Source organism: Xanthomarina maritima (assembly GCF_008084905.1).
In the GTDB taxonomy this organism is placed as follows: domain Bacteria; phylum Bacteroidota; class Bacteroidia; order Flavobacteriales; family Flavobacteriaceae; genus Xanthomarina; species Xanthomarina maritima.
On record NZ_VSFC01000052.1, the window covers coordinates 18,377 to 29,854 of the forward strand.

Below are 11,478 nucleotides of genomic sequence, written 5' to 3' on the forward strand. Positions count from 1 at the left end.
GTCTGTTTTGAAAGCGAAACATGTTCATTGGAAACAAAAAGTGGCAGAATATATGAGTTGGTCTGGATTAGAGCTAACTCCTGAATTTACAGCTTGGGCAGCTTCTCAAACAGACTTTATTCCATCAACTTTTACTGAAGATCCTGATTTTCCTGATTTAACTAGAGAGGAAGAGTTTTGTATTAGTATAACAAATTATTGGACTGAGCCTCTTTTTATTGACTATGTTTTAAATGACTGTAATTAAAATGAAAAATCCATTATTTATATTAATGTTTTTAATAAGTTCGGTGTCATTCTCACAAGAATCGTTTTTTCTAAAAGAAAAAGATACACTATATATAGTATTTGATAATCCAGATGCTAATAACCATGTTGATAAGCTATATAATAATATAAAAAAAGATGAGGGTAAAACGGTAGTTGGGCTAAGCTCTATTTACTTTTTGTTAGATAGCACTCGTATTCAAAAGCGAAAAGAATTCTATAAAGGACGTGAAGCGCATTCAAAATCTAATTTTGGCGCAATTGGAGCAAGTTCTAGCTGTGACTGGTGTTTTGGTTTATATTTTGTTCATAAATCAATAAGCACAAGTAAAATTAATCAGTCACCCAAATCAGACCCAATTTATATAAATTATAAAAAAAATCATTTAGATAAAGGAAATGTGTCTTTAAAAGACACACTTGATTTTGATAAACTTCTTTTTAATATGGTTTACTATCGATATTATCCTCCAATTTCAACATTGCAATTATCTAAAAAAGAGTTAAAAGAAAAAAAAGTGTTCTATTTTGATGGATCTACAAAAAAATATAATGAATTAAAAGAAATACTTAAAGAACCACTTTATCTATTTATGTTAGATAAAATATGGGTGAAACAAGAATTAAATTTTAAAGTTAATCAAACAGAATATTATATATTTAATGAAGTTATGTATAGATCTAGAACTAGGTCTCTTTATCCAGAATTGAGAAATTAAGTCTAAACAATTAAAAACCAAAAAAGCATCTCGATAGAGATGCTTTTTTTATTATATTTTAAAGTAAGATTACGCTTTACCTTTGTCTGTACAACAAGCCATTTTACAATCTGCTTTGCAGGCCATTTTCTTGTCTGTTGAAGCTTCAGGGGTTTCTGCCTTGTCTGCACAACATGCTTTTTTACAGTCTTTAGCACAAGCAGTTTTTTCAGCATCTGCATTGTCAGTAGAGTCAGCTTTATCTGCGCAACACGCCTTTTGGCAGTTCGCTTTTTCTTCATCTGTTTTTCCTTCACAACAAGCCATTTTACATAATTTGTTTTGATTAGAAGAACTAACTGTATGCATATCGGTAACAGAATACATATCGCCAGCTTTTTTAACTACTTCCTCTAAAGAGGTTGGAGTTACTTTAGCTTCATCGTATTCTACCATAGCTAATTTTTTATCAAAATCTACAGTAGCAGATTTTACACCTTCCAATTTAGCCATTTTCTTTTCAATGGTTTTTGCACAACCCATAGCACAAGTCATGCCTTCTATGGTAAACTCTGCTTTTGCATACGTTGCGTTTGGATCTAAAGTTACTTCTTCAGCTGCTGTTTCAACTTCAACTGTCACAACTTCTGGAGCAGTTTCGTTTTTACAAGCTGTTATAAAAACCGTTAGCAGCAATAAACCGATAATATTTTTTAATGATTTCATTTGTTTTAAATATTGATTTAATTACAAAATTAACAATTATTACTGTTTCTTGCATCAAAATTAACAACTTTGTGAATTAAAATAAATGTATGAAAAACATTCAAGTTAAATGGTTGTATTTATTTGTTTTGTCCTTAATCTGGGGAACCTCATTTATATTAATTAAAAAATCATTACTCGGGTTAACACCTTTTCAGTTAGGTGCTTTAAGAACTATTATTACAGGTGTTTTTTTATTTATTGCTGGATTTAAAAGCATCAAACAAATAGATAAAAAGCAATGGAAATGGATAGCTATTTCAGGATTTTTAGGCTCTTTTATTCCTGCTTTTTTATTTGCCATTGCTGAAACCGAAATAGATAGTGCTGTGGCTTCTATTTTAAATTCATTAGTGCCACTTAACACTATTTTATTTGGATTTGCAGTGTTTAAAATAGCATCAACTAAACGACAGGTTTTAGGGGTTATTATAGGATTTATAGGAACTGCTATTTTGATTTTAAAAGGAGCTGAATTAAATCCGCAACAAAATTATCTGTATGCTGGTTTTGTAATTTTTTCAACCATTATGTATGCTCTAAATGTGAATATTATAAAAAGGCACTTACAACATGTAAAACCTTTGGCTATTGCAGCAGGAAATTATGTCGTTATAATATTTCCTGCAATTTTGGTATTGTTTTTTTCAGATTTTTTTAATCATAAAACATTTGCAAATCCATACTTTAAAATATCTTTAGTTTATGTAACTATTTTATCGTTTTTTGGAACCGCTTTAGCAAAGGTTTTATTTAATAAATTAATTCAGATTTCTACGCCTGTTTTTGCTTCTTCTGTAACGTATTTAATGCCTATTGTTGCTTTAACTTGGGGAGTTTTAGATGGCGAATCATTTACGTTGCTACAAGGGTTTGCTACCATTATTATTTTAGTAGGGGTTTATTTATCTCATAAACGGCAGCAATAAAAAAGCCCGAAATAGTAATATTTCGATCTCTTAATTTTAAAAATTATTTATTTAAAGTCTTCTTCTGTAACTCCTTCATTAATAGTTATATTTGTGTAACTCATAGTAATTACTTGCATGCCAGCCATAATTTTTTGTTTGTAAGGAAATAAAATCTCATTAACACCTTTATAATCAGATATTTCCATGGTGGATTTTCCTTGCGATTTAGATTCCATTTCGGCACGTACAAGTAAATTGCTTTCAGTATCATAATATTTGTATGTAATATTTTCACCATGAACTACTTTAACCTTATAAGCATCTTTTCCTTTTAAAGAAGTAATTCCTTCAAAGAAAAGTTCGGAGTCTCCAGGGTATAATTCAGGAAAAATAGAATGTTTCCCTTTTTTTGAATTTATTTGTTCTTCAGTAAGGTTTGTTTTTACACCTTGCTGTTCAATATATCCAGCTTCTCCATCAAATTTTTGTCTAGATATAACTCCCATACCTTCAGCATACATTTCAACAGATTCATTGTTTGGTTCCATTAATTTTATTTCTGCTGTAAGTGACATAGGTAATCCTTCAATAGTAACATCTGCATTAAACTTAACAGTAATGACGTCTATAAGAACGTCTTTCCCTCCAATGGCTTTAATATAATTATTAAAAACAGTTTCTGCAGACATATTATCTGGAGCCTGTTTAAGTTCTTCATTTTGTGCTATAACAGATAAATTTACAGCTAAAGCAACAAATAATAATAATTTGATTTTCATAAGATTAGTTTTGTGTTTACAAATTTGTCTACAAGATATTATTTTTTGTTATAAAAAATCATGAAAATGATAAAAGGGATTAAAAATTATAATTTTAGATAATTTTTCACGAAATTTATTAAAATCTAATTTCAAAACATTTAAAATGAGCACTTCAGTAAAGGTTTCGGTTAAATATGGATTAATTACTACTATTTTATTAATTGCATATTTTTTAATTTTAAAAATAGTTGGATTTCATAATAACCCTTGGTTTAGAATGTTTAATGGTCTTTTTGTTGCTTTTGGCATTTATACTGCAATCAAAAACTTTAAACTAATTTCGGGAAATACGTTCAATTATGGTAATGGTTTTAAAACCGGATTGATTACTGGCTTTCTTGCCACTTTTTTATTCGCACTTTTTATGGGTATTTATTTGTTCCATTTAGATGTAGATTTTATGAATAGTTTGCTTAAAGATTGGTTTCAAGATTTCAATCATGGTGGAGGGATTTTAATTTTTATTATTCTAATTGAAGGTATGGCATCTACTACAATTCTTACCTTAGCATTCATGCAAATATTTAAAAACAGTAAAAATCTAGCGCAAAACAAATAAAACGTTTGTAGTTTAATTAATTAGCAGTATATTTGCACTCATTTTTTGAACAAATTAATTAATAAAAGTTACGCTATGTACGCAATTGTAGAGATAGCAGGGCAACAATTTAAAGTTGAAAAAGACCAAAAAGTCTTTGTTCATCGTTTAGCAACAGAAGAAGGAAAGCAAGTGTCTTTTGACAATGTACTTCTTTTAGCAGATGGAGACAAAGTAACTGTAGGCGCCCCAGCTATAACCGGAGCTCAAGTAGGAGCAAAAGTTTTAAAGCACCTTAAAGGTGATAAAGTAATCGTTTTCAAAAAGAAAAGACGTAAAGGTTACCGTGTAAAAAACGGACACAGACAATCTTTAACTGAAATTTTAATTGAAAATATAGTAGCTTCAGGAGCTAAGCCAGCAGCAAAAGCTGAAAAAGCTACTCCAGCAAAAGAAGTGAAAAAAGCAGAACCAAAAGCTGCTGCTCCAAAAGCAGAAGCAAAACCAGCTGCTAAAAAAGAAGAAGCTTCTCAAGATTTAAGCAGTTTAACTGTTGCTGAATTAAGAGAAATGGCAAAAGCAAAAGAAATTACTGGATATTCTTCTATGAAGAAAGCCGAGTTAATTGATGCTTTAAGTTAATTTAAAAATCTAAAATCGAAATAAAATGGCACATAAAAAAGGAGTCGGAAGTTCGAAAAACGGTAGAGAATCAGAATCCAAACGCTTAGGTGTAAAGATTTTTGGTGGTCAAGCTGCTATTGCTGGAAATATTATCGTTAGACAAAGAGGAAATACACATCATCCAGGTGAGAATGTATATTCTTCAAAAGACCATACATTACACGCTAAAGTTGATGGCGTAGTAAAATTTACAAAGAAAAAAGATAACAAATCTTATGTTTCTATTGAGCCTTTTGAAGCTTAAGAAACAATTCTTTACTCTAATGAAATCCCTTTCAATTTTTTGAAAGGGATTTTTTATTTTATCATGTCTCTTATTATTTTAAGATGATGTTTGGTATGTAGTTCTATAAAACGGATTGTTCTTTTTTTATTTAAAACTCCAAAAATAAAGTGCTTGAAATGGGCATTTCTATCAGCTAATTTAATCTTTTCAATATTTTTATTAGCAACTTCAAGTTGTGTTTCTAGATCTTCTATTGTTATATTCTCGGGAGGTTGAACATATTTTGGAGCTTTTACTTTACCTCTGGGAAAATAGCCAATTGTAAATAGTAATAAACGCCATTTATTAAATTTACTAGTATATAATTCAGGATTAGAATTTAATAAAGTTTCAGAAACTAAATTAAATACTTTTAGTGAATGGTCAATTTGCCAAGCAACATCAGAAGTCGAAACTAATTTGTTTATTTTATCTTTAAATTCAATATAGTTTTCTAACTCTTTTATTAAAGGCAGAAGTAATTCGGGATCTCTATTTAGCATGTTCTAAAATAACAAAAAAAACCCTTACATGTCTGCAAGGGTTAAAATACTTTATTGTCATTGAGAAGTAAATTTATAATTTACCGTTACAATCTTTAATTTATTTATAAAAAATGACTTCGTCATTCATTCCTCGTATTGACGAGCTTAATTAGTATCTGTAATATTCAGGTTTAAAAGGCCCTTCAACGTCTACACCAATATATTTTGCTTGGTCATCACGAAGTTCGGTTAATTCGACACCAATTTTAGCTAAATGTAATTTGGCTACTTTTTCATCTAAATGTTTTGGTAACATATAAACTTCGTTTCCATATGCATCTTTGTTTGTCCAAAGTTCTATTTGAGCTAAAGTTTGGTTTGTAAACGAGTTACTCATAACAAAACTTGGATGACCTGTGGCACAACCTAAATTTACCAAACGACCTTGAGCTAAGATGATTACATCTTTTCCATCTATAGTGTATTTATCCACTTGTGGTTTAATGGTATTTTTAGTGTTGCCATGGTTTTTGTTCAACCAAGCCATATCAATTTCATTATCAAAGTGCCCAATGTTACATACTATAGTTTTGTCTTTCATGGCATCAAAATGACGTCCTTGAACGATATCTTTATTTCCTGTAGTTGTAATTACAATATCTGCATTACCAACAACCGTTTCTAATTTTTTCACTTCAAAACCATCCATAGCAGCTTGTAATGCACAAATAGGATCGATTTCTGTAACCGTTACAATACTTCCAGCGCCTTTAAATGATGCAGCTGTTCCTTTTCCAACATCGCCATAACCACAAACAACTACACGTTTACCTGCTAACATCACATCAGTAGCACGACGGATGGCATCTACAGCACTTTCACGACAGCCATATTTGTTATCAAATTTTGATTTAGTTACACTATCATTTACGTTGATTGCTGGCATAGGCAAGGTTCCTGCTTTCATACGCTCATACAATCTGTGTACACCAGTAGTCGTTTCTTCAGATAAACCATTAATTCCTGCAGCTAGTTCAGGGTATTTATCTAAAACCATATTGGTTAAATCGCCACCATCATCCAAAATCATGTTTAATGGTTTTCTATCTTCACCAAAAAATAAGGTTTGTTCAATACACCAATCAAACTCTTCTTCAGTCATGTCCTTCCAAGCATATACAGCAGTTCCTGTAGCAGCAATAGCAGCAGCAGCCTGATCTTGTGTTGAGAATATATTACAAGAACTCCAAGTTACTTCAGCTCCTAAAGCTTGTAAGGTTTCTATTAAAACAGCCGTTTGAATGGTCATGTGCAAACATCCAGCAATTCTAGCACCTTTTAATGGTTGTGAGTTTTTGTATTCTTCACGAAGACTCATTAATCCTGGCATTTCTGCTTCTGCTAATTCAATTTCTTTTCTTCCCCAAGCTGCTAGTGAGATATCTTTTACCTTATTTGGTACGTAAGCAACAGTTTTTGTATTCATAATTAATTTTTTCTTAATGTTTTTTATAGTCTAACAACTTTGGCAATAGCACTTAAAATAGTTAAATTCGCTTGCCAGAATGGTTAAATCTGCCTTAGGCAGTGCAAAGATAACTAATAACTTTTAGAATATTAAATGCCTCTTTATAAAACCCTTAATCCCAATTCACAAACTACTGTTAAAATCTGGAAGATTACAGAATCTTATAACGATTTATTACAGCCAATTAAATTGAAACCTGAAAACTTGAAACGTGTTTTAGGAATGAAAAGTGAATTGCATCAACGTGGCTTTTTAAGTGTCAGACATTTGCTCGCTGAATTTGGTTATACTGATTCCGATTTGTTTTACGACGAAAACGGAAAACCACATTTAAAAGATGGAAAACATATTTCAATTACACATTCTTTTACTTTTTCAGGGCTTGTGGTAAGCGACTTTCAGGTTGGGATTGATATTGAAAAGCAACGAAAAAAAATTGGTGTCATTGCGCATAAATTCATGGAATATGAGTTTCAGTATTTAAAAGTAGACGAACCTGATTATATTAATAAATTAACGGTTATTTGGTGCATTAAAGAATCCTTATACAAGCTTTTTGCAACGCCTGGCTTAAGTTTTTTGCAGCACACTTTAGTTATTCCGTTTACAATGGATGAAGAATCAACAGTTGCTTGGATAGATTACGAAGATAAAAAATATAGATACAGTACCACGTTTTTAGAATTTGAAGGTTTTACTTGTGCTTACGCTTTACCATCATAAATGAAAGCCATCTACACCAACATATTACAGGCAGTTTCTAATGGTGAAAAATTACTGGCTATTCTTATTGATCCTGATAAATTTTTATTAAATAACACACAAAATTTTATAGATAAGATTGAAAAATCTATAGCAACACATATTTTTATTGGAGGAAGTACTGTGGATGATTTTGTCACTGAAACCTTGATTTCTGAAATAAAAAAATTCTCCCAATTACCAATTGTATTGTTCCCTGGAGATGTGTCACAAATTACCAATCAAGCAGATGCCTTGCTATTTCTATCTTTAATTTCGGGTAGAAATCCAGAGTATTTAATAGGAAAGCAAGTTAAGGCTGTTTCAAAATTACGACAAATGAATTTGGAAATAATCTCAACAGGATATGTTTTAATAGAGAATGGGAAAAAAACTGCTGTTCAACGAGTAACAGAAACTAAACCACTATCAAGAACGCATATTCAAAATATTGTTGATACAGCCAAAGCTGGCGAATTATTAGGAATGAAATTAATTTATTTGGAAGCTGGAAGTGGCGCTTTGCATCCAATTCCTTTAGACATTATATCTAAAGTAAAGAGCGAATTAACCGTACCTTTGATTGTTGGTGGTGGCATTAAAACAAAAGAACAATTAGAAGACGCTTATAATGCTGGAGCAGACTTAGTTGTTATAGGTACTGCCTTTGAAAATGATGAAAGCTTTTTTGAAGAATTAAAGAGCTAAAAATCTAATTCTTTTTGAATACTTAATTTTTTATTAATAACAGTACTATCTGCCTTATTCAACAAGCGTTCTTTTTCAGTAAAATAATATTTGTACTTGGCTTTAGTGATATCTATATTATAATCTTCAAAATCTCCTAAAACATCAACTCCTGCTTTAAAAGGGACAGGCGATTTTAGGATGGAGATATGATAATTGTAAGTTTTGTCTAAATTTTGAATGCCTCCAGCAGCAATACGATAGCGATCTAATGTTAATTCGGCAGGAAAAATTTCTAACTGACTGTTTTCAATACTCATTTCAACATGAAAACTATCTATAAGATTTCGTTCTTTGTTTTTAAACATCAATGTTTTTGAAATTTCAGCAAAGGTTGGACTATCAAACACAATGAGATTTTTTGCTTGAAGCGCTGCAATACTTTTAACAGATGGAATTAAAACATGCATGTCTTTGTTGAGTTTAGCAGAACCTTTCATTCTAAAATCCACTTTACCGTCAAAAGATTTAGACATTGGGAATAAGGAATCTAACGTTGGAAAAAGTGCAGTTAAATTTTTCATTTGAATGTGTTCCAAATTCATTTTATAATTGATTTCAGCTTCATCTTCTGTTTTGGCCTTATAATTTAAACTTGCTATAATATTGGCAGCCAAAGTTTCTAAATATAAGTTTTGAAGATCTAATTCCTGATTTTTTAAAGTTACCAATCCATGAATATTTGTGAAATCTAGATTGTCAAATCTAACTTTCTTAATATTGGTGTTAAATGTGAATTGAATATTATCAGGAACTATAAAAGTTGATTTTTTTGAAGTGGCAGTTGTGTCTGTTTTTATGGTGTTTGGATCAATTATTTCAGTTGAAGCTTCTTGTTTGCTGTTTAGTATGGACATAAGTTGATTTGTATCAATATAGTCGGCATCTAAATTTAATTCTGCTTCAAAATCTTTTTTGTTCTGTAAGGATGCTATAAAATGTGAAACCTTTCCTGTAAGTGTCGCATCCGAATTCCCAAACTTAAAGGCTGCTTTATTCAAAAGGAGGTCGTTATTTTTTATGGAAACAACCGTTTGTTTCATTTCTAATAGTAACGGAAATTTTGGTGTGTTCACATAAAGCGCATTAAATTCCACGCTTCCTTTGGGTTGCCAATGCTTGGTTTCGTCGTTTTCAAAAGTAAGGTTATAATTTCCGTTTTTCATCCCAATAAACCGTTTGTAGCCCCAAATAGCAACACTGTCTATGGTAAATTGACTAACAATTAAAGGTCTTTTTTTATAAGCAGTAGATTTAAACAACACTTTGGCATGACTATTTTTAATCATTCCTTTTATTGAATCTCCATAAGCGTAATTTAAATCTTTAAGAGATATTTCTGCATGGAGCGTTTTATTATCTGATGCTTGAACTTGTGTATCTAAAACTAAATTTAAATACTCCAAGGTAAGCTGATGTTTGTTTTTATATTTAAAGGTTAAGCCTTTAAAATCGATCCTTCCGTTTAAATCGTTGTTAACCTCTGATGTGAATTCTCTTCCAAAAATCACATCTGCATTTTGAGATTGAAATTTAAAATCTTCCGTTTTATGATGCAAATTAACGTTCTTTAAAAGCATGGTTCCAGAAGCATTAATACGTTTATAATCCTGGTTTATAATGGCTTTTTTTGTAAAGGATGTTTTAAAATCTACTTTAGCAATACCACTAGCATCTATGTTTTTATTAATGGGAAAGGCTTCTTTTAATTTGGTAAAATCTATATCTCCATTCAGGCTGGCATTAACAGAAGCATTTTGAATAACATTTGTAATCGTTCCTTTGGAATTTAAATGAATACCAGTACCTTTTAATTCTAGTTTATCAATTGTTACGTTTGAATTAGAAAGGGTATTAAAATCGATGGTTGAAGTTATGTCTGCTTGAAATGTTTCTATTTCACCAGGGAAATTTTTAAATTTAAACGACCCATTTTCAATGTTTAATTGAGCATTAATGTCTGGAAAAACATCTTTGCCATAAGCACCAATAATATGGGCGTTAAGCACAACTTCTCCTTCAGTGATTAAATCTTTTTTATACTCTAAAATATTTTCTGGAATTAAATCGATAAAGGTTTTTAACGAAGGTACATTTAGCCTCAAGTTCAAGTTTGTAAACACCTGTTTTTCAGGCTTGTTTATTTTTATATTTCCATCTGCTAAAAATTCGATATTATTGGTATTTAGAATGCTTTTACCAAAAACAAGTTCCTTATTTTGCTTGTTGTAATTCACATCTGTTTTTAAAGTTAATTTTAGCTTGTTTAAGAAACGAACCTCATCTTTTATAAAAACAATATCCAAGCCGTTTGTATTTACATTTAAGTCTACACCTTCCTCATTCTTGTTGATTGTGAGATCTAGATTTAAAACGGGAATATCAACAAGGGCTTTGGTGAATAAGTCTTCATAGTGCAAATTAGCATTGACAATTTCTAATTTATCAACATTAAAAGTTTTAAGATATTTTGTGGCATCAATACTTGTTGTATCTGTTTCTATTTCTGTTTCAGATTCTGATGTTTTTAAAATATTCCAATTAGCAAAGCCGTTTTCATTAATTAAAGCATGAATTTCAGGATTTATGAACGATGCTTTTTTGATATCGACTTCTTTATTTTGAAGTAATTTAATCAGGTTAAAAGTAAGTTGTAAAGATTCAAATTTAGCAAGAGTATCGTTTTTAAATTCAACAAGCTTTTCATCTTTCAAAACTTTATAATTAACAATACTTCCATTTTTTAGAGTGATAGAAAAATTAGGAAACGTAGAAAAAAAAGCAGGATCAATTGTTTGACAAGTAACAGTAGCGTTTACATTCTTGTTAATTAACTCTACTATTTGAGGCGTTATTTTTTCAGGTGTAAACACAAAATTAAGTGCAATAGCAATGGCCAGCATTAAAAGAAGAAATGCTGTAAGTAAAAAAAGGAATAATCTTTTAAAAAGTTTTTTATAACCAGCCATATAACTATTAAAATATATTTAAAAAGGAAATTTACGATTATAGCTTCACAAAAAAACTT

General features: G+C 30.5%; 13 protein-coding genes. 8 read left to right on the forward strand and 5 right to left on the reverse strand.

Translation table 11 applies throughout. The features are described 5' to 3' along the window. Nucleotides 1-7: 7 nt before the first annotated feature. Together FVF61_RS09895 and FVF61_RS09900 are read left to right on the forward strand one after the other, a co-directional pair. Nucleotides 8-247, forward strand: coding sequence for a hypothetical protein (locus FVF61_RS09895; RefSeq protein ID WP_148455849.1), 240 nt, complete (start codon nucleotides 8-10; stop codon nucleotides 245-247). Between the two features lies 1 nt (nucleotide 248). Continuing rightward, nucleotides 249-986 (forward strand): hypothetical protein, encoded by a 738-nt coding sequence (locus FVF61_RS09900; protein ID WP_148455851.1) that lies wholly within the window; start codon nucleotides 249-251, stop codon nucleotides 984-986. Nucleotides 987-1,055: 69 nt separating this feature from the next. Here FVF61_RS09900 and FVF61_RS09905 read toward each other — a convergent pair whose 3' ends face one another. Beyond that, nucleotides 1,056-1,691 (reverse strand): heavy-metal-associated domain-containing protein, encoded by a 636-nt coding sequence (locus FVF61_RS09905; protein WP_148455852.1) that lies wholly within the window; start codon nucleotides 1,689-1,691, stop codon nucleotides 1,056-1,058. An 89-nt stretch (nucleotides 1,692-1,780) separates the two neighbouring features. On the opposite strand from FVF61_RS09905, the gene FVF61_RS09910 reads away from it, so the two are divergent. Continuing rightward, nucleotides 1,781-2,659: a DMT family transporter gene (locus tag FVF61_RS09910; protein WP_148455854.1), complete on the forward strand. Its 879-nt coding sequence runs from the start codon at nucleotides 1,781-1,783 to the stop codon at nucleotides 2,657-2,659. 47 nt (nucleotides 2,660-2,706) lie between these two features. Here FVF61_RS09910 and FVF61_RS09915 read toward each other — a convergent pair whose 3' ends face one another. Further along, a complete protein-coding gene (locus FVF61_RS09915) occupies nucleotides 2,707-3,420 on the reverse strand; it encodes a LolA-like protein (RefSeq protein WP_148455856.1) in 714 nt (237 codons plus the stop codon). Between the two features lie 145 nt (nucleotides 3,421-3,565). Between FVF61_RS09915 and FVF61_RS09920 the strand changes: the two genes are divergently transcribed. The 3 genes from FVF61_RS09920 (at nucleotide 3,566) to rpmA (ending at nucleotide 4,928) form a co-directional block, all read left to right on the forward strand. After that, nucleotides 3,566-4,021, forward strand: a complete 456-nt coding sequence (locus tag FVF61_RS09920; protein WP_148455858.1) for a DUF4199 domain-containing protein — start codon at nucleotides 3,566-3,568, stop codon at nucleotides 4,019-4,021. A 75-nt stretch (nucleotides 4,022-4,096) separates the two neighbouring features. Further along, complete coding sequence (rplU, locus tag FVF61_RS09925; protein ID WP_148455860.1) at nucleotides 4,097-4,642, forward strand: 50S ribosomal protein L21; 546 nt, start codon at nucleotides 4,097-4,099, stop codon at nucleotides 4,640-4,642. Nucleotides 4,643-4,667: 25 nt separating this feature from the next. Then, nucleotides 4,668-4,928: a 50S ribosomal protein L27 gene (rpmA, locus tag FVF61_RS09930; RefSeq protein WP_148455862.1), complete on the forward strand. Its 261-nt coding sequence runs from the start codon at nucleotides 4,668-4,670 to the stop codon at nucleotides 4,926-4,928. Between the two features lie 53 nt (nucleotides 4,929-4,981). Here the strand turns inward: rpmA and FVF61_RS09935 are convergent, their stop codons facing one another. Both FVF61_RS09935 and ahcY read right to left on the reverse strand, forming a co-directional pair. Further along, nucleotides 4,982-5,452: a DUF1569 domain-containing protein gene (locus FVF61_RS09935; protein WP_148455864.1), complete on the reverse strand. Its 471-nt coding sequence runs from the start codon at nucleotides 5,450-5,452 to the stop codon at nucleotides 4,982-4,984. A gap of 151 nt (nucleotides 5,453-5,603) precedes the next feature. Then, entirely contained in the window at nucleotides 5,604-6,920 is a 1,317-nt protein-coding gene (gene ahcY / locus FVF61_RS09940) for an adenosylhomocysteinase (protein WP_148455866.1), read from the reverse strand. A 135-nt stretch (nucleotides 6,921-7,055) separates the two neighbouring features. Here ahcY and FVF61_RS09945 point away from each other — a divergent pair, with 135 nt between their 5' ends. Both FVF61_RS09945 and FVF61_RS09950 read left to right on the forward strand, forming a co-directional pair. Further along, nucleotides 7,056-7,685 carry a 4'-phosphopantetheinyl transferase family protein gene (locus tag FVF61_RS09945; RefSeq protein WP_148455869.1) on the forward strand — a complete coding sequence of 210 codons (630 nt, stop codon included), beginning with the start codon at nucleotides 7,056-7,058 and terminating at the stop codon, nucleotides 7,683-7,685. Further along, on the forward strand, nucleotides 7,686-8,411 hold the full coding sequence (locus FVF61_RS09950) for a geranylgeranylglyceryl/heptaprenylglyceryl phosphate synthase (RefSeq protein ID WP_148455871.1): 726 nt from the start codon (nucleotides 7,686-7,688) through the stop codon (nucleotides 8,409-8,411). Here the strand turns inward: FVF61_RS09950 and FVF61_RS09955 are convergent. Then, nucleotides 8,408-11,419 carry a DUF3971 domain-containing protein gene (locus tag FVF61_RS09955; RefSeq protein ID WP_148455873.1) on the reverse strand — a complete coding sequence of 1,004 codons (3,012 nt, stop codon included), beginning with the start codon at nucleotides 11,417-11,419 and terminating at the stop codon, nucleotides 8,408-8,410. The genes FVF61_RS09950 and FVF61_RS09955 overlap by 4 nt on opposite strands. Nucleotides 11,420-11,478: the final 59 nt, after the last annotated feature.

Coding starts and splice junctions, on each gene's coding strand:
- FVF61_RS09905 (WP_148455852.1), bottom strand. CDS start 1,691: ATGAAATCATTAAAAAATATTATCGGTTTATTGCTGCTAACGGTTTTT.
- FVF61_RS09900 (WP_148455851.1), top strand. CDS start 249: ATGAAAAATCCATTATTTATATTAATGTTTTTAATAAGTTCGGTGTCA.
- FVF61_RS09935 (WP_148455864.1), bottom strand. CDS start 5,452: ATGCTAAATAGAGATCCCGAATTACTTCTGCCTTTAATAAAAGAGTTA.
- rplU (WP_148455860.1), top strand. CDS start 4,097: ATGTACGCAATTGTAGAGATAGCAGGGCAACAATTTAAAGTTGAAAAA.
- FVF61_RS09945 (WP_148455869.1), top strand. CDS start 7,056: ATGCCTCTTTATAAAACCCTTAATCCCAATTCACAAACTACTGTTAAA.
- FVF61_RS09955 (WP_148455873.1), bottom strand. CDS start 11,419: ATGGCTGGTTATAAAAAACTTTTTAAAAGATTATTCCTTTTTTTACTT.
- FVF61_RS09910 (WP_148455854.1), top strand. CDS start 1,781: ATGAAAAACATTCAAGTTAAATGGTTGTATTTATTTGTTTTGTCCTTA.
- FVF61_RS09950 (WP_148455871.1), top strand. CDS start 7,686: ATGAAAGCCATCTACACCAACATATTACAGGCAGTTTCTAATGGTGAA.
- FVF61_RS09920 (WP_148455858.1), top strand. CDS start 3,566: ATGAGCACTTCAGTAAAGGTTTCGGTTAAATATGGATTAATTACTACT.
- FVF61_RS09915 (WP_148455856.1), bottom strand. CDS start 3,420: ATGAAAATCAAATTATTATTATTTGTTGCTTTAGCTGTAAATTTATCT.
- rpmA (WP_148455862.1), top strand. CDS start 4,668: ATGGCACATAAAAAAGGAGTCGGAAGTTCGAAAAACGGTAGAGAATCA.
- ahcY (WP_148455866.1), bottom strand. CDS start 6,920: ATGAATACAAAAACTGTTGCTTACGTACCAAATAAGGTAAAAGATATC.